Source organism: Synechococcus sp. GFB01, assembly GCF_001039265.1.
GTDB lineage: Bacteria > Cyanobacteriota > Cyanobacteriia > PCC-6307 > Cyanobiaceae > NIES-981.
Genome location: NZ_LFEK01000054.1, coordinates 1 through 17,094 on the forward strand (window position 1 = coordinate 1; position 17,094 = coordinate 17,094).

Sequence of the window (17,094 nt, forward strand, 5' to 3'; positions counted from 1 at the left end):
CCCAGGTGCTCTGGATCGTGAGCTGGGCTTCGATGTGCCGGGCAGCTGCGCGCCCTGCGCGGTCGGCCGGTGGCCTACCACGCCCACAGGCACGGGCTATGGCTTCCGGCTGCCGCCGGGGGTTCCGGTGCTGGCGGTGAGCCGCAACACGCTCGGCTACTGGGGCCAGTGGGCCAGCCGCAATCCACTCTTCCTCGTGCCCAACGCGCTGGAGGACCGCTGGCGTGAGCAGGGGAGTCGGCATGGCAACCGCGCGGCGGACGCGCCGGGCAAGGGGCGCCCGATCGATGTGCTGGTGCAGCGGCGCAAGAGCAGTGCCTACCTGATCGCTCAGCTGGTGCCGGCCCTGCGGGCCCGGGGGCTGCGGGTGGAGGTGCAGAGCGGCTGGGTCGCTGATCTGGTGGCGCTGTTCAACAGCGCCACGGTCGTTCTCTACGACTCGGCCGACCACTGGCGCTGCAGTGGGGTGAGCGAGGGCTTCGGCCTGCCGCCGATCGAGGCCCTGGCCTGCGGCTGCGTGGTGTTCAGCAGCTTCAACCATGCGCTGGCCGACACGCTGGATCCAGGCGGTCTTGGGCACCAGATCGGCGCCGGCACTCTCGCCGCCGATGTGGATCGCATCGCCGCGGCCGTGGCCGACCCCGCAGCCTGGCTGCCGTCGCCCCGCCGGCTGGAGGATCTGCTCGACGAGCTCAGCGAACCGCGGCTGCGCGAACGCTGGCATCAGGCCCTGGTGGCGATCAATGCCCACTTCGACCGCCTCCAGGCCGGTGAACCCCCGCTGCGGGCTCCCTCACTGCTGCGGTTGCGGCTGCGGCGCTGGCGCCACCGCCTGGCCGGGCTCCTCCCCGGTGATCTGGCCCGCCGCTTTGCCTANGGTCGGGCGATGACCACCCTGCCATGAGCGCCTTTCTCGCCGGCCTCAACGATGCCCAGCGCCGGGCGGTGGATCATCACACCGGCCCGCTGCTGGTGGTGGNCNGGGCCGGCAGCGGCAAGACGCGGGCCCTCACGCACCGCATCGCCCATCTGGTGGGCCACCACGGCGTGGATCCGGCCGAGCTACTGGCAGTGACCTTCACCAACAAGGCCGCCCGCGAGATGAAGGAGCGGCTGGAGCTGCTGCTGGCCCAGAAGCTGGCCCAGAGCCAGTTCGGCCAGCCCTGGAGCACCCTGCCGCCGGTGGAGCAGCGCCAGCTGCGCTCGCGCATCTACCGCGAGGTGATCAGGGACCTCTGGATCGGCACCTTCCACGCCCTGTTCGCACGGCTGCTGCGCTTCGACATCGACAAGTACCGCGATCCCGAGGGCCTGAGCTGGACGCGCCAGTTCTCGATCTACGACGAGGGCGACACCCAGAGCCTGGTGAAGGAGATCGTGACCCAGGAGCTCGGCCTCGATCCCAAGCGCTTCGAGCCGAAGAAGGTGCGCTGGGCGATCAGCAACGCCAAGAACCANGGCTGGATGCCGGAGCAGCTGGAGGCCGATGCCGGCGGCCAGCGCGGCAAGCTGATGGCGGAAACGTATCGGCGCTACCGGCGCGCCCTGGCCGCCAACAACGCGCTCGACTTCGATGATCTGCTGCTGCTGCCGGTGCAGCTGCTGCGCCAGAACGAGCAGATCCGCCATTACTGGCACCGGCGTTTCCGCCACGTGCTGGTGGATGAGTACCAGGACACCAACCGCACCCAGTACGAGCTGATCAAGCTGCTCGTGACCGACGGCCGCGATCCCGAAGCCTTCGACGACTGGAGCGGCCGCTCGGTGTTCGTGGTGGGCGACGCCGACCAGAGCATCTACAGCTTCCGCGCCGCCGACTTCACGATCCTGATGGGCTTTCAGGACGACTTCGGCGACGGCGCGCCCGATGAGGCCACCCGCACGATGGTGAAGCTGGAGGAGAACTACCGCTCCACCGCCACGATCCTGGAGGCGGCCAATGCCCTGATCGCTCACAACAGCGAGCGGATCGACAAGGTGCTGCGGCCCACCCGCGGTGAGGGCGAGCCGATCACCCTCACACGCTGCGATGACGAGATCGCCGAGGCCGAGGCGGTGGTGCACCGCATGCGCAGGCTCGATGCCGCTCACCCCGATCTGCGCTGGGGCGACATGGCGGTGCTCTATCGCACCAATGCCCAGAGCCGAGCCATGGAGGAATCGCTGGTGCGCTGGGGCATCCCCTACATCGTGGTGGGTGGCCTGCGCTTCTACGACCGGCGTGAGATCAAGGACGTGCTCGCCTACCTCAAGCTGCTGGTGAACCCGGCCGACACGGTGAGCCTGCTGCGGGTGCTCAACGTGCCCCGGCGCNGCATCGGCAAGACCACGATCGAGCGTCTCACCGACGCCGCCAACCAGCTGGGCATTCCGCTCTGGGATGTGGTGAGCGATGCCGAGGCGGTGCGCTCCCTTGGCGGTCGTTCGGCGAAAGGCCTGCTGCAGTTCTGCGAGCTCATCAACGACCTGCAGCGCTCCGCCCAGGACGCGCCGCCCTCGGAGCTGGTGCAGAAGGTGATGGAGCAGAGCGGCTACCTGGCCGAGCTGATCGCCTCCGGCACTGACGAGGCCGAAGACCGGCGCCGCAACCTCAACGAGCTGGTGAACGCCGCCCTCCAGTACCAGGAGGAGAACGAGGAGGGTTCCCTGGAGGATTTCCTCGCCTCCGCCGCCCTGGCCAGCGACGCCGATTCCAAGGACACCGAGCAGGACCGGGTCACCCTGATGACCCTGCACGCCAGCAAGGGGCTCGAGTTCCCTGTGGTGTTCCTGGTGGGGATGGAACAGGGGCTGTTTCCGAGCTTCCGCTCGCTCGACGACCCCGCGTCGCTGGAGGAGGAGCGGCGGCTCTGCTACGTGGGCATCACCCGCGCCAAGGAGCGGCTCTTCCTCTCCCATGCCAGCGAGCGGCGCCTCTGGGGCGGCATGCGCGAGCCGGCGGTGCCCTCGGTGTTTCTCTCCGAGCTGCCCGAGGAGCATGTGCAGGGGGATGTGCCCCGCAGTGGCGGCGCGGCGATCCGGCGCGACCAGCGGCTCGATCGCCTCACCCGCGTGGATCGCGACGACAGTCGCCGTGTGGCGGGCGGCGGTGCCGCTGGAGCCCCTGCCAATGCGGTGCGGCGCCGGGCGCAGGCAGGGCCTGGGCCGTGGGCGATCGCCTGAGGCACGCCTCCTTCGGTGAAGGCCATGTCACCCACCTGTTCGGCAGCGGCGAGAAGATTTCGATCGCCGTGAAGTTCGAGGGCATGGGCCCGAAGATCCTCGACCCGCGTCTGGCCCCGATCGAGCCGCTCGGGGATCCCTCTTGAGCTCCGCTGTGGACGTTCCGGGCGTTCCCGAGCCTCTGCCCCAGGTGTTGCGGACGGTGGCCACTCAGCAGCGGCTGGCCCTGGTGGGGGGTGCCGTGCGCGATCTGCTGCTGCACCGCGTGCACAACAATCCCTGGCGGGGAGTGCCCGACCTGGATCTCGTGGTGGAGGGCCGGGCCAGCGATCTGGTGCGCCGGCTGGAGCGGGCGTTGCCGCCTGGGGCGCTGGTGGGTGCCCAGGAGCATGGCGCCTTCGGCACGGTGGAACTCGAGCTGGCGATCGATGGTCAGGCGGTGCTCCTCGATGTGGCCTCGGCTCGGGCCGAGACCTACCCGATGCCGGGAGAAAACCCGATCGTGCAGCTCGGCGCCCTGGCCGATGACCTGGCCCGCCGCGACTTCAGCATCAATGCCATGGCGCTCGATCTGGCCAGCGGCAGCCTGCTCGATCCCCATGGCGGACAGGCCGACCTGAGGCGGCGCCAGCTGCGGCTGCTGCATGGGGCCAGCCTTCGCGATGATCCCACCCGCCTGGTCCGCGGCGCCCGCTATGCCGCCAGGCTCGGCTTCCAGCTGGAGGCCGCCAGCCTGCAGCAGACCGGGGAGACCCTGGCGTCCTGGCCGTGGGGTTGGCGGCCTGGTGATCCCCCCGGCCAGGCGCCACCGGCCCTGGGGACCCGGCTGCGGATGGAACTGGAGCTGCTGCTGGAACGGGAGCCCTGGCGGCCGGCTCTGGCGGCTCTGCAGCGCTGGGGCGCTCTGGCCCTGCTGGACCGGCAGCTGCAGCTCGATCGCCGCTGGCGGCAGCGACTCTGGTGGGCTCAGCGCTTCGGTCTGCCGCTGATGGTGGCCCTCGTGGCCGGCGCCGCCGATCCCCTGGCCCTGGCCGAGCGGTTGCAGCTGCCCCACCGCCAGCACCGCCTGCTGGCCCAGTGGCTGGAGCTGAGGCGGCGGCTCACCGAAGCGGGATCGCTCCCGGCCGATGCAGCGCTCTGGTGCGCCTTGCTGGAGGCACCGGGCCTCTCCCCGGAGGCCGTGGCCCTGGCGCTTGCCGCCGGAGGGTTGAGACGCCGACCACTGCTGCGTTGGTTGCTGCACTGGCGCCACGTCAGGGCGCCGCTGTCGGCCCGGCAGCTGATCGCCGCCGGCTGGCGGCCGGGGCCGGCCCTGGGGGCGGAGCTGCGGCGCCTACGCTCGCAGCGCCTGGCCGGGGAGCGCTGCTGATGGCTGATCCTGGCGCCGCCGCTCCTGCCGACACCCTGCCGGCGGTTGTGGTCGCGGTCCCCGCCCGGTTGAGATCCGCGCGCCTGCCCGGCAAGGTGATGGCCGAGATCGGCGGCAAGCCGATGCTGCGCCACGTGCTCGAGCGCTGCGCTCAGGCCCGCGGTGTGGCTGCCGTGCTGGCCTGCACCGACAGCCCGGAGGTGCTGGCGGCGGTTCGCAGCTGGGGCTTCGACGCTCTGGCCACCGCGGCGGACTGCGGCAGCGGCAGCGAGCGGCTGGCTTCGGTGGCCGACACCCTGTTGGCGGCAGCCGGAGGGCCGCCGCAGCGCAGCCTGGTGATCAATGTGCAGGGCGATCAGCCCCTGCTCGATCCGGCGATCCTCGAGACCATGGTGAGCGAGGTGGTGGCGGCGGACTGGCCGCCGGTGATCACCCCGGTGTACCCGCTGCCGGCGCCGAAGATCCATGACCCGAATGTGGTGAAGGTGCTGCGTGCCAGCGACGGTCGGGCGATCACCTTCTCCCGCAGCGCCCTGCCCCACGTGCGCGATCTGCCGCCGGATCAGTGGCACAGCCGCACCACCTACTGGGGCCATGTGGGCATCTATGGCTATCGAGCCGATCTTCTGGCCGGCTGGGGGTCCCTGCCCGCCTCGCCCCTGGAGGAGCTCGAGAAGCTCGAGCAGCTGCGCCTGATCGATGCGGGCATCCCGATCACCACCTTCGTGGTGGAGGGGGATTGCTTCTCGGTGGACACGCCGGAGCAGCTGGAGCAGGCCCGCCGGCTGCTCGCCCCGCAGGTCTGAGCTCCTCCCCTTCAGCTGTTGCCTTCCCGCCAGCCGTGGCGGTGCAGGGCTGCCCAGCTCCCCACGGCTGGCCAGCAGGGCGTCGCTGAGCTCGCGCAGGCGCCGGCGCCGCCACGGCGGCGCAGCACCCAGTCGGACCGTCGGCGCAGGCCAGCCGCTGCATCGGCCGGTGTCACCAGGAGGCCGGCCGCGGGCCGGACAGTGAGGTCGTTGAGGTCGTCGCCGAGGAAGGCGGTCTGCTCCCGGCTCATGCCGAGCTCGGTCTGGAGCTGCTCCAAGCCGGCCAGCTTGTCGCCCACGCCCACCCGGCAGTGCTCGATACCGAGGTGACGTGCCCGCTGCTCGATGGCGCCGCTGCGGCCGCCGCTCAGCAGGGCCAGCGTGAGACCGGCGCGCTGCAGCATGCGCGCGGCCAGGCCGTCGCGCACATCGAAGCGCTTCACCACGCGACCCTCCTCGTCGTAGTGCAGGCCCCCGTNCGGTGAGCACACCATNCCACATNNCGCACACCAGCAGCTGGANTCCGGCGCAGNCGCGGGGCGAGCAGACGCCGCTGGAGGCGGGAGCGCAGGCCCAGGCCGCTCAGGCTCGCCATCTCAGCGATTGCTCACAGCGTGCTCACGGCTGTGCCGCCGGCTACCACCTCCCTCAGGGCCAGCAGCTGGCGCAGCAGGGCCTCGAGACGGTGCAGGGGCACCATGTTGGGCCCGTCGCTGAGGGCCTGCTCCGGGTCAGGGTGCACCTCCAGGAACAACCCGTCCACACCCACGGCCACGGCGGCCCGGGCCAGCGGGGCCACGAACTCCCGCTGCCCCCCGGAGCTGCTGCCACGGCCGCCGGGCTGCTGCACCGCATGGGTGGCATCGAAGATCACCGGGCAGCCCAGCGCCTGCAGCTGGGGGAGGCTGCGGTAGTCAACCACCAGGGTGTTGTAGCCGAAGCTGGTGCCGCGTTCGGTGAGCCAGAGCCGGCCGCTGGTGGCCTCCAGGCCGCACTCGGCGAGTTTCGCCACCACCTGCGCCATGTCCCAGGGCGCCAGGAACTGCCCCTTTTTCACGTTCACGCATTTCCGCGTGCCGGCCACGGCTCGGGCCGCGGCCTCCAGCAGATCGGTCTGGCGGCAGAGGAAGGCCGGAATCTGCAGCACATCCACCGCCTGGGCCGCGGCGGCGGCCTGGTGGCTTTCGTGGATGTCGGTGAGCACCGGCACGGCGAAGCGTTCGCGCACCTCCGCCAGGATCGCCAGCCCCTCCTCGGGGCCGGGGCCGCGGAACGATCTGCCGGAGCTGCGGTTGGCCTTGTCGAAGCTGGCCTTGAACACGTAGTCGATACCCAGCCCGCGGCAGAGCCCGCTCACCTGCTCGGCGATCCGCAGCACCAGATCGCGGTTCTCGATCACGCAGGGGCCGGCGATCAGGCGGAAGCTCATGGGGTGCGGGCGTCGGGTGTGGTCAGGTGGTGCGGGAACTGAAGCCAGCCTGCACCAGATCGTGCAGCCGCAGCAGCCCCAGAAGACGCTTGGGCTGGGCCGGGTCCACAACCGGCAGCACGGAGATCGCCTGGCGCGGATTGCGCTCCATGAGCTCCAGGGCCTCGGCGGCGAGCACGTCGGGCGTCACCGTGATCGGATCGGCCGTGGCCATCTGGCCGGCGGTCACCCCGGCCCACTCCTGAGGGCCGTGCCGCTGGAGGGTGCGGCGCAGGTCGCCGTCNGTGATCAGGCCGCTGAGCTGGCCTGCGCCGTTGCGCACCCAGGTGGCGCCGAGACTGCCGCGGCTGGGGCTGCCCTGGGTGAGGTGGGCGATCACCTCTGGAAGCGCCGCCCCGGGCTCGAGGGGTTCGACGTCGCTGGCCGGCACCATCAGGTCGGCCACGGTGAGGGTGAGCTNGGCGGCCCAGGGAGCCGGCCGGGTGATTGATGGCGAAGTCTTGCGGGGAGATGCCGGCCCGCTCCATCCAGACCGCCGCGAGCGCGTCGCCGATCGCCATCGCCACAGCGGTGCTGGCGGTGGGGGCCAGGTTGAGTGGACACACCTCCCGGTCCACCGAGCCGTCGAGCGCGACATCGCAGCCCAGAGCAAGGCTGGAGCCGATCCGCCCCACCAGGGCGATGCGGGAGGTGCCGCGGCGCCTGAGGTGGGGCAGGATCGCCAGAAGCTCCTCGGTCTCACCGCTGTTGGAGAGCAGCAGCGCCACGTCGTCGGCCGCGACGATGCCCAGATCACCGTGCAGGGCATCCACTGGGTTGAGGAAGACCGCTGTGAGGCCGATGGAGGAGAAGGTGGCGGCGATCTTGCGGGCCACGATGCCGCTCTTGCCAACCCCGCTCACCACCAGCTTGGCGCGCCGGGCGCGGCAGCCCTCGAGCAGCTGCAGAGTCGCCTCCACCTGATCGGCGTCGAGGCGTTGCGCGGCGGCGGCGATGGCGGCGGCCTCCTCCTGCAGGCAGCGGGTGAGGGCAGACACGACGTTGGGCGGACTGGCGGCATTCTCCCAGTCGCATCTCCCCGCGCCGTGGGGCTCCAGCCTGGCCTCCTGCCGGGATCCGCTCAGCCGGCGATCACCCGCCCGATCAGCGCCGCCCGGTTGAAGCCGGCCGCCCGCAGGGCCGCCAGTGCCAGGGGAGCCTGTTCCGCTGGCAGGGCGGCCAGCAGGGGGCCGCAGGTCTGCGGGTCGATCCACAGTTGCTGCTGAGCTGCGGTGGGCTCGGCGGTGCACCGCACCGGGCCCTCCAGCAGCGCCAGGCGCCGGCGTTGGCGGGGGCCAGGCTGCTGGCGTGGTCCTGCTGCAGCAGCTGCAGGGCTCCCGGCAGTGCTGGGATGGCTCCAGGCTCGAGGGCGATGCGGGTGCCCGGAGGGCTGCTCGCCAGCATCTCGCCGAGGTGGCCCAGCAGCCCGAAGCCGGTGATGTCGGTGCAGGCCTGGCAGCCGTGCATCCGCAGCAGGGGCACCAGGGAGGCCGGGCTCTGCTGCATCCGGGTCAGGGCCGTATCCAGCCAGTCGGCCCGGGCCGCTCCGCTCATGGCGGCGGCAAACAGCACCCCGGATCCGAGGGCCTCACTCAGCAGCAAGGCCTGGCCGGCCACCAGCGGGCCCTTCGGCCACAGGTGTGCCTCGGCCACCCGACCGGTCACGCTCAGAGCCAGGCTCAGGCCGGCACCGTCGCGACCTCGAGGGTGTGGCCCCCGGCCAGCCGCGCCCCCAGCGGATCGAGCACCGAGCGGATGCCGGCCAGGGTCTGGCTGAGCAGGTCGCGCTGCTCAGTGGTGTCAGTTTCGGGCAGTGTCACCAGGGCCTGCACGCTCTCCACCGCCGCGCCGCAGGCCCAGAGATCACCGCAGGCATGCAGGGTTGTGAGGCGGGCATTGAGCCAGGGATCGTCGACCAGGGCGGGGAACCCATCCACGCTCTGCAGCAGCAGTGCCCCGCCGGCGCAGCGACCGATCACGCTGGCGTCTTCGGCCGGTCCGATCAGGCCCTGCTCCGCCAGCGCGGCTGCCAGGGGAGCGGCGGCGAGCTTGGCGCCGCAGCCGCGGCAGGCCATCGGCGCCTGGGTTTGCATCGCTCGGCGGGTGCCTCCCAGCCGTTCCATGAAGCGCCGGTCGATCCGGTCCTTCCAGCGCCACAGCCAGCGGCTGGGGCCGAGCGCCCACGGGCCCCACAGCGCCACGGCCCGCGGCTGGCCGGCACCGCCAACACCGAGCAACTGCAGGGCCCGCTGCTGGGGACGCCAGCGCCGCAGCGGCCGGCCCCTCAGACCACGCTCCAGGTTGGCGGCCAGGATCGCCGCGGCCCGCACGGCCCACACCCCCGATGGAGGCCGCTGCGCGCTGCGGATCACGCCGCAGTCGCCGCTGGCGAAGATGCGCTCAGAGCCTTCCACCCTCAGAGAGGCCTCTGTGAGGATCCGTCCAGTGGCATCGCAGGGCAGGCCCGCCGCCGCCAGCCAGGGCGGACCGTGGCTGCCAGTGCAGGCCAGATCCGCCGGGGCTCCATCGGTCTCAGGGTCGATCTGCCGCCGCATCGCGACGCCGGCCTGGCGGAGCAGGGCTTCACCGCGCCGATTGGCGGCGGGCGATCCCAGCCGGAGCCCCTGGCTCCGCAGCAGCAGCGTGGCCTGAAGACCGCGGGCCCGCAGGGCCAGCGCCAGCTCCACGGCCGCTGCGCCGCCGCCACGGATCGTGAGGCTTGAGCCAGCCTCCAGGCCAGCCGCCCAGGCCAGGAAAGGCTCCAGAGGTTTCACGCCGCGCTCACCGGGTGGCGGTTTGCTTACGGCACCCACATCCAGGCTGAGCCAGTCCCAGGCCAGCGGCGGTCGGTCCAGCAGCAGCAGCTGCCGTTGCTCCGGTTCGATTCCCCTGACCTCGGCGGCGATGAAGCGCACATCCGCCGCTGCGCAGAGCTGGCGCAGATCGATCGCCGCCTGCTCGGGGCTGTAGAGCCCCGCCACCACCCCCGGGACCATTCCGGAATACACGCTGCTGCCGCTGCGGCTGACCAGAGTGATCCGGGCCCGTGGGCGCAGCCGGGGCCGCATCGCCCAGCGACGCAGGAGCAGAGCATGGCTGTGACCGCCCCCCGCCAGCAGCAGATGAGGTCTGGCCGCCCCGGCGTCAGCCGCCATAGCCAGTGGGATTGGCGTTCTGCCAGGCCCAGCCGTCGCGGCACATCTCGGCCAGACTCCGGCGGGTGCGCCAGCCCAGCCGCTCGGAGGCCAGGGCTGGATCGGCCACGGTGATCGCAGCATCACCGGGCCGCCGCTCCACGATGGTGTACGGAATCGGCCGGCCGCAGGTGCTCTCGAAGGCCCGCACCACCTCCAGCACGGAAAGGCCCCGGCCGCTGCCCAGATTCACGGTGAGCAGCTGAGGCGCTTCCTTCATGAGCTTGTCGAGGGCGGCCTGGTGGCCTTCGGCCAGATCCATCACGTGGATGTAGTCGCGCACACCGCTTCCATCCGGGGTGGGCCAGTCGCCGCCGAACACCTGCAGCCGCTCGCGTCTGCCCACGGCCACCTGGCTCACGAACGGGAACAGGTTGTTGGGAATGCCACTGGGATCCTCGCCGATGCGACCGCTGGGGTGGGCCCCCACAGGATTGAAATAGCGCAGCCGGGCGATCCGCCAGCCCTGCTCGCTGGTGGCCAGGTCGGCCAGCAGTTGCTCCACGGCAGCCTTGCTGTGGCCATAGGGGTTGATCGGCTGGATGGGTGCGGTTTCGCGGATCGGCACCGTCTCGGGCAGTCCATACACCGTGCAGCTGCTGCTGAACACGATCGTGCGGCAGCCGTGGGCCTGCATGGACGCCAGCAGCTGACGGCTGCCGCTCAGGTTCACATCCCAGTAGCGCAGGGGATCGCGCACGGATTCGCCCACCGCCTTGAGCCCTGCGAAGTGGATCACGCCTTCGATCGGCTGGTCCGCCGGCGCGGCGGCGAAGGCGCGCTCCAGGTCGGCGGCGTTGCGGATGTCGCCCTCCACCACCGCCAGACGACCGCTGGCGCCGGGGCCCGCCAGCTCCGCCACCCGCCGCAGGCTCTCGGGGGAGCTGTTGTCGTAGTTGTCGATCACCACGAGGTGGTGGCCCGCAGCAAGCAGCACGAGGCAGGTGTGACTGCCGATGAAGCCGGCGCCGCCGGTGATCAGCAGCTGAGCCATGGTTCGCTCCTGGGGGATCTCCGTCTAGTCTCCATTGCTGGTGAAACGGCCCTGTGACAACGCCCGAGGGTTTTCAGGTCCAGCGCATCTGCTGCATCGGGGCGGGCTATGTGGGCGGTCCGACCATGGCGGTGATCGCCGACCGCTGCCCGGATATTCAGGTCACTGTGGTGGACCTCAACGCCGAGCGCATCGCGGCCTGGAACGATCCGGATCTGGGCCAGCTGCCTGTTTACGAGCCTGGCCTCGATGCGGTGGTGGGTCGCTGCAGGGGACGCAACCTGAACTTCTCCACCGAGGTGGAGGAGGCGATCGCCACGGCCGACATGGTGTTCATCTCGGTGAACACGCCCACCAAGACGCGCGGGCTGGGGGCCGGTCAGGCGAGTGATCTCAAGTGGGTCGAGGCCAGTGCCCGTACGGTGGCCAGAGCGGCACGGGGCCACACGATCGTGGTGGAGAAGAGCACCCTGCCGGTGCGGACGGCCGATGTGATCCAGCAGATCCTGGCTGCGGCGCCTACGGAGGGCGGCCAGAGGAGCTTCGCGGTGCTTTCCAATCCGGAGTTCCTGGCCGAGGGCACAGCCATCCCCGATCTCGAGACGCCCGACCGGGTGCTGATCGGGGGGCAGGACAGCGAGGCGATCGAGGCTCTTGCCGCCGTCTACGGCCGCTGGGTGCCCGGCGGGAAGATCCTGCGCACCAACGTATGGAGCAGCGAACTGAGCAAGCTCACGGCCAACGCCTTCCTGGCCCAGCGCATCACCTCGATCAACGGCATCGCCGCCTTCTGCGAGGCCACCGGGGCCGATGTGCGCGAGGTGGCACGGGCGATCGGGGCCGACAGCCGGATCGGTCCCAAGTTTCTCCAGGCTGGGCCCGGTTTCGGCGGCAGCTGCTTCCAGAAGGACATCCTCAACCTTGTCTACCTCTGCCGTTACTACGGTCTCGAGGAGGTGGCCGCCTACTGGGAGCAGGTGGTGACCCTCAACCACTGGCAGCAGGCGCGCATCAGCCGTCTGGTGGTCACCCGCCTGTTCGGCACGGTCTCCGGAAAGCGGATCGGCGTGCTCGGCTTCGCCTTCAAGGCCGACACCAACGACACGCGCGAGTCCCCGGCGATCCGGATTTGCCGGGATCTGCTGGAGGAGGGGGCGTTGCTGCAGATCGTGGATCCCAAGGTGAGCGAGCGGCAGATCGCCCTGGATCTGGGTCGCTCCCAGGGCAGCGGCGATGGGCTGGGCGACGGCAGCTGGCGCTTGGTGCCGGACGTGGAGCAGGCGGCCAGCGGCGCGATGCCTGCTGCTGCTTACCGATGGGACCACTTCGCCCGGATCGACTGGCCGGCGGTGGCGGCGGTGATGCGTCNCTCCCCGGTGTGAACGGCAGCGGCGGCCGGTAGTCCCATCGGGGAGCTGCGGCAGTCCGTCGCGGGCGCGTGCACCCCAGCAGCCGCTCCGGGCGGCGGGCCTGAACGTCTGGACCGTGGGGGAGGGTTGAGCGATGCCGGCAGGTCCGATCCGCAACATGGTGACCGGCGGAGCCGGCTTCGTGGGCTCCCACCTCGTCGACCGGCTGATGGAGGCCGGCGAGGAGGTGATCTGCCTCGACAACTTCTTCACCGGACGCAAGGCCAACGTGGCCCAGTGGATCGGTCATCCCCGCTTCGAGCTGATCCGGCACGACGTGACCGAGCCGATCCGGCTGGAGGTCGACCGCATCTGGCATCTGGCCTGCCCTGCCTCGCCGGTGCACTACCAGTTCAACCCGATCAAGACCGCCAAGACCAGCTTCCTTGGCACCTACAACATGCTCGGCCTGGCCCGGCGGGTGGGGGCGCGGCTGCTGCTGGCGAGCACCTCGGAGGTCTACGGCGATCCGGAGGTGCATCCCCAGCCGGAGGGCTACCGCGGCTGCGTCAACACGATCGGCATTCGCAGTTGCTACGATGAGGGCAAGCGCATCGCCGAGACGCTCTGCTTCGACTACCGGCGCATGCACGGGACCCAGATCCGGGTGGCGCGGATCTTCAACACCTACGGCCCCCGCATGCTCCCGGACGACGGCCGGGTGGTGAGCAACTTCATCGTGCAGGCTCTGCGCGGTGGACCGCTCACGCTCTACGGCGATGGCAGCCAGACGCGCTCGTTCTGTTACGTGGATGACCTCGTGGAGGGCCTGATCCGGCTGATGAACGGGGATCACACCGGCCCGATCAACCTCGGCAACCCTGGTGAGTTCACGATCCGGCGGCTGGCGGAGCTGGTGCGCGAACGGATCAACCCGGAGCTGGAGCTGATCTGCAAGCCACTTCCCGCCGACGACCCCACCCAGCGGCAGCCCGTGATCGATCTGGCCCGTGAGCAACTGGGCTGGCAGCCCACGGTCCCGCTGGAGCAGGGCCTGGAGCCCACCATCGCCTGGTTCAAGCAGGCCATCAACTAAACATCTTGGTCAAACCATGCGGATTACAACTCTTTCTATTGCAAAACATGTCCTGCATTGGTTAGTGATTCCAGCCATCGCTGTAATCATAACGCTTTGGCCGACCCTGTCCAGCGGACTGGAACAACTACAAACAGATCCCGGTGATACATTATTAAATCTCTATTTCCTGGAGCACGCCTATAAACATTTCAGCGCTCATCATATTGCTAATTCCGAACGCTACTGGTCGCCTCAGTTTTTCTGGCCCATCAAAGACACCCTTGCATGGAGCGACCACTTGCTTGGCCCCAGCATGATCTATGGGCTGTTCCGCTCAGTTCTCGATCCTTTTCAGAGTTATGTCGGATGGCTGAGCGTAACGCTGGGGCTCAATTACATCAGCATGCGAGCAACTGTCCAACGGATTAGTCCTCAGACTCGAAGTAGCTGGTTGAGTATCGCGGCACTGGTCACCGCATTCAGTCCTACAATCACACAACAGCTTGGGCACCCACAACTGCTGAGCCTGTTTCTGATCGGCCCAATCCTTTGGCAATGCCACAGACTAATCAGCCTGGATTGCGAGAAGTTTTACATAAGCGACTGGCTTATTCTTGCGAGCTGGCTTCTTGCCAATGGTTTTTTAACATCTATGTCTTTGTTTACGCCTGCTATGGAGCACTGACCTGCTCCGTTATCCACCTTTTCCGACGAATCCGCGCTAAGTCGTATGGAATATCCCTCGGCAATGGGCTTCCTCTTCGAATCAGCCTATTGCTTATATTGATTGCCCTAAATCTGGCAATTTACACCCCCTATCTGCAGACTCTGAAAACCTTCGGGGAACGCCCTCTTGAGGAGATCAGCACAAATCTCCCCAAGCCTGGGAGTTGGCTCTTTGGAAGCAGCCATTGGCTTCTCCCGCCGCCATGGACAGCCGACAATGTGAATCCTGAATGGGTTTACGGGAGTGAACAGGAGCTGTTCCCTGGTTGGGCACTGCTCATCCTGTTGTCAGCATCAATCATCACGGCCCTGTCCCTTAGAGGGGAGAAAGCAAGATCACTAAGAGCTTGGCTCTGGGCTCTTGCAGCCATGATACTCCTGAGCATTTCCATCAACAACCTCAGCGCTTGGCTGCTTATCAGCAGTCTGTTGCCGGGTGCCAGTTCGCTAAGAGCGTCTAGTCGTGTAGCAATGATTATAGTCCTTTTTACCGCGCCAGCTATAACTCTTGCAGCCGCCCAATGGCAACTAAAGATACAAAGAAGCTGGACGCCCCTGGCTGCACTATTTGCCTATCGGGAAGTTTTGTAGGGATCTGGCCTATCAGTCAACCTGCATTTTCACTGGCGGAGTGGAGGAAGGAGACGAGCTCAATCAGCAGCGCTCTGAACAAAAGTGATTGCGATGTATTTTGGTACGAATGGATCGATCAACCGCCTTGGAGGGCTCACGTGGTGGCCATGCATGTGCAGTTGCGAACAGGCATTCCGACTGCAAATGGTTACAGCGGGCAATTCCCCAAAGGCAATTGGCCTTACACAAGTCCCTCAGGCTTAACAGCTTTCAGTTGGATTAGCTCTACCAATCCAGGCCTCCATCATCGAATTCGAAGCACTAAAGCCAAGAAGAACATATGCATAGTCAATTCAAGCAAGGAGAATCAGGTGAATATTCGAAAACTTGACTATAGATTCGGTGTCCCTCATGATTCAAATATCAGTTTTTACGCCTACCGAGGTGTTATTGTCTAACGCCCTGATAACACTCGCTACCGACCGTAGTCAGAATATCTATATGAAAATTAGCGGAAGCGGAAATAGAATGGAGAGAACATGGCTCATGCTAAGGCGAGACGGCATGCCGATACCGGCAGATCGAGGAAACTACATGTTGACAGATGCAGAACTCAACGGGAACTCTGTCTTGATTACAGACACAAATGAAGGCGAAGGGATAGCATATCAATGGAAAATTGATGCCAATACTGGAATTTTTGAAGGCCAAACCATGGTAGAAATTCGATAAAAGCAGCCAAGGTTATCTATCTTGTTGTTGCTTCGCCAAAAAAGCATGATCCTCAACCCCACCCTTGGCCTTGAGGATCTCCTCTAGAGCAGCGATGTCTGCATCGGCAATCTTCGTCTGCATCGGGCAGTGCTTAGGCCCGCACATCGAGCAGAACTCTGCTTGCTTGTAGATGTCGGCCGGCAGGGTTTCGTCGTGATACTCCCTTGCCCGCTCCGGATCGAGCGACAGCTCGAACTGCCGGTTCCAGTCGAAGGCATAGCGGGCGCGGCTGAGCTCATCGTCCCGGTCGCGGGCGCCGGGCGATGGCGGGCGATGTCGGCGGCGTGGGCGGCGATCTTGTAGGCAATCAGGCCATTGCGCACGTCCTCTGGGTTGGGCAGGCCCAGATGCTCCTTCGGGGTCACGTAGCAGAGCATCGCCGTTCCATACCAACCGGCCATGGCGGCACCGATGGCGCTGGTGATGTGGTCGTAGCCGGGGGCGATGTCGGTCACTAGAGGACCGAGCACATAGAAGGGGCCTCGGCGCACTCCTCCATCTGCTTGCGCACGTTGAATTCGATCTGGTCCATCGGCACATGGCCGGGGCCCTCCACCATCACCTGCACGTCGTGAGCCCAGGCGCGGCGGGTGAGCTCGCCAAGGGTCCTGAGTTCAGCCAGCTGGGCTTCATCGGAAGCATCGTGCAGGCAGCCGGGCCGCAGCGAATCACCAAGTGAGAAGCTGCAGTCGTAGCGCTTGAAGATTTCGCAGATGTCGTCGAAGCGGGTGTAGAGCGGGTTCTGCTTGTGGTGATGGAGCATCCACTGAGCCAGGATGCCACCGCCGCGGCTCACGATCCCGGTGAGGCGGCCCTTCACCTTGGGCAGATGCTCGATCAGCAGGCCGGCGTGGATGGTCTGGTAATCGACGCCCTGCTGACAGTGCTTCTCGATGATGTGCAGGAAATCGTCTTCACTGAGCTTCTCGATCGAGCCGTGCACGCTCTCGAGAGCCTGATACACCGGCACCGTGCCGATCGGCACCGGCGAGGCAGTGATGATCGCCGTACGCACCTCATCGAGGTTGACGCCACCGGTGGAGAGATCCATCACGGTGTCGGCGCCGTATTTCACCGCCAGCTCGAGCTTCTGCAGCTCTTCGGCCACATCGCTGGCGTTGGGCGAGGCGCCGATGTTGGCATTCACCTTGCACCGGCTGGCGATGCCGATCGCCATCGGCTCCAGGTTGGGGTGGTTGATGTTGGCCGGGATGATCATCCGGCCCCGCGCCACCTCCTCCATCACCAGCGATTCGGGCAGGTTCTCCCGCTTGGCCACATGTGCCATCTCCTCGGTCACCACGCCCTGGCGGGCGTAGTGCATCTGGCTCACGTTGGCTTGGCCTTGGCGCTTCTCGATCCAGGCGCTGCGCATGACGGGCTGTGGCGGAGGGGAAACCTGCCGGCGTGGCCGGCAGCAGCGGGGCGCAGCCTGAGCGTCTCTTCTCACTTCCCTGCGCCGGCATGACCCGGATCAGGTTCGGAGGGTGTGATCTCAGCCCGGCAGCGCAGAAGCGCTGAGGGCACCCCTAGTGACTTAGTCAACCTAGCAAGGGCCCACCGATGCGGTTCAGCCCTGCAGACCGTTGAGGGCCGCAGCC

Annotated in this window: 10 protein-coding genes, 4 pseudogenes and 1 riboswitch; of the genes and pseudogenes, 7 read left to right on the forward strand and 7 right to left on the reverse strand. The window is 67.5% G+C overall.

Features of this window, described 5'->3' with window-relative positions; translation table 11 throughout:
- The 4 genes and pseudogenes from SYNGFB01_RS07725 to kdsB form a co-directional block, all read left to right on the forward strand.
- A partial coding sequence (locus SYNGFB01_RS07725) for a glycosyltransferase (protein ID WP_053068390.1) occupies positions 1-904 on the forward strand: 904 nt, incomplete at its 5' end.
- Positions 901-3,308, forward strand: a pseudogene (locus SYNGFB01_RS07730) (UvrD-helicase domain-containing protein). The gene SYNGFB01_RS07725 and the pseudogene SYNGFB01_RS07730, both read left to right, overlap by 4 nt.
- A complete protein-coding gene (locus SYNGFB01_RS07735; RefSeq protein ID WP_235300006.1) occupies positions 3,305-4,531 on the forward strand; it encodes a CCA tRNA nucleotidyltransferase in 1,227 nt (408 codons plus the stop codon). The pseudogene SYNGFB01_RS07730 and the gene SYNGFB01_RS07735 overlap by 4 nt, the downstream one beginning before the upstream one ends.
- The gene (gene kdsB, locus SYNGFB01_RS07740) at positions 4,531-5,337 is read left to right on the forward strand and encodes a 3-deoxy-manno-octulosonate cytidylyltransferase (protein ID WP_048017592.1); all 807 of its coding nucleotides are present in this window, start codon (positions 4,531-4,533) and stop codon (positions 5,335-5,337) included. The genes SYNGFB01_RS07735 and kdsB overlap by 1 nt, the downstream gene beginning before the upstream one ends.
- 11 nt (positions 5,338-5,348) lie before the next feature.
- Here the strand turns inward: kdsB and SYNGFB01_RS07745 are convergent, their stop codons facing one another.
- The 6 genes and pseudogenes from SYNGFB01_RS07745 to galE form a co-directional block, all read right to left on the reverse strand.
- The gene (locus tag SYNGFB01_RS07745) at positions 5,349-5,831 is read right to left on the reverse strand and encodes an HAD family hydrolase (RefSeq protein ID WP_200900077.1); all 483 of its coding nucleotides are present in this window, start codon (positions 5,829-5,831) and stop codon (positions 5,349-5,351) included.
- A 113-nt stretch (positions 5,832-5,944) separates the two neighbouring features.
- Positions 5,945-6,766, reverse strand: coding sequence for a 3-deoxy-8-phosphooctulonate synthase (gene kdsA / locus SYNGFB01_RS07750; protein ID WP_048017593.1), 822 nt, complete (start codon positions 6,764-6,766; stop codon positions 5,945-5,947).
- A 22-nt stretch (positions 6,767-6,788) separates the two neighbouring features.
- A pseudogene (locus SYNGFB01_RS07755) lies at positions 6,789-7,803 on the reverse strand (SIS domain-containing protein).
- Between the two features lie 106 nt (positions 7,804-7,909).
- Positions 7,910-8,458 carry an AIR synthase-related protein gene (locus tag SYNGFB01_RS15410; protein ID WP_235300017.1) on the reverse strand — a complete coding sequence of 183 codons (549 nt, stop codon included), beginning with the start codon at positions 8,456-8,458 and terminating at the stop codon, positions 7,910-7,912.
- A 26-nt stretch (positions 8,459-8,484) separates the two neighbouring features.
- On the reverse strand, positions 8,485-9,960 hold the full coding sequence (locus tag SYNGFB01_RS07760) for an FAD-dependent oxidoreductase (protein WP_235300018.1): 1,476 nt from the start codon (positions 9,958-9,960) through the stop codon (positions 8,485-8,487).
- On the reverse strand, positions 9,950-10,993 hold the full coding sequence (galE, locus tag SYNGFB01_RS07765) for a UDP-glucose 4-epimerase GalE (RefSeq protein WP_048017594.1): 1,044 nt from the start codon (positions 10,991-10,993) through the stop codon (positions 9,950-9,952). The genes SYNGFB01_RS07760 and galE overlap by 11 nt, the downstream gene beginning before the upstream one ends.
- A 125-nt stretch (positions 10,994-11,118) precedes the next feature.
- On the opposite strand from galE, the pseudogene SYNGFB01_RS07770 reads away from it, so the two are divergent.
- The 3 genes and pseudogenes from SYNGFB01_RS07770 (at position 11,119) to SYNGFB01_RS14250 (ending at position 14,105) form a co-directional block, all read left to right on the forward strand.
- A pseudogene (locus SYNGFB01_RS07770) lies at positions 11,119-12,493 on the forward strand (nucleotide sugar dehydrogenase).
- Between the two features lie 3 nt (positions 12,494-12,496).
- A complete protein-coding gene (locus SYNGFB01_RS07775) occupies positions 12,497-13,438 on the forward strand; it encodes a UDP-glucuronic acid decarboxylase family protein (RefSeq protein ID WP_048017595.1) in 942 nt (313 codons plus the stop codon).
- A gap of 16 nt (positions 13,439-13,454) precedes the next feature.
- Positions 13,455-14,105, forward strand: coding sequence for a hypothetical protein (locus SYNGFB01_RS14250; RefSeq protein WP_152669579.1), 651 nt, complete (start codon positions 13,455-13,457; stop codon positions 14,103-14,105).
- A 1,358-nt stretch (positions 14,106-15,463) separates the two neighbouring features.
- Here the strand turns inward: SYNGFB01_RS14250 and thiC are convergent.
- A pseudogene (gene thiC / locus SYNGFB01_RS07780) lies at positions 15,464-16,868 on the reverse strand (phosphomethylpyrimidine synthase ThiC).
- Positions 16,869-16,927: 59 nt separating this feature from the next.
- Positions 16,928-17,034, reverse strand: a riboswitch (TPP riboswitch).
- Positions 17,035-17,094 lie beyond the last annotated feature (60 nt).

What these genes read in the sequence shown, in the direction of transcription:
- galE (WP_048017594.1), bottom strand. Translation starts at nt 10,993, where the DNA reads ATGGCTCAGCTGCTGATCACCGGCGGCGCCGGCTTCATCGGCAGTCAC.
- kdsB (WP_048017592.1), top strand. Translation starts at nt 4,531, where the DNA reads ATGGCTGATCCTGGCGCCGCCGCTCCTGCCGACACCCTGCCGGCGGTT.
- SYNGFB01_RS07775 (WP_048017595.1), top strand. Translation starts at nt 12,497, where the DNA reads ATGCCGGCAGGTCCGATCCGCAACATGGTGACCGGCGGAGCCGGCTTC.
- SYNGFB01_RS14250 (WP_152669579.1), top strand. Translation starts at nt 13,455, where the DNA reads ATGCGGATTACAACTCTTTCTATTGCAAAACATGTCCTGCATTGGTTA.
- kdsA (WP_048017593.1), bottom strand. Translation starts at nt 6,766, where the DNA reads ATGAGCTTCCGCCTGATCGCCGGCCCCTGCGTGATCGAGAACCGCGAT.
- SYNGFB01_RS07760 (WP_235300018.1), bottom strand. Translation starts at nt 9,960, where the DNA reads ATGGCGGCTGACGCCGGGGCGGCCAGACCTCATCTGCTGCTGGCGGGG.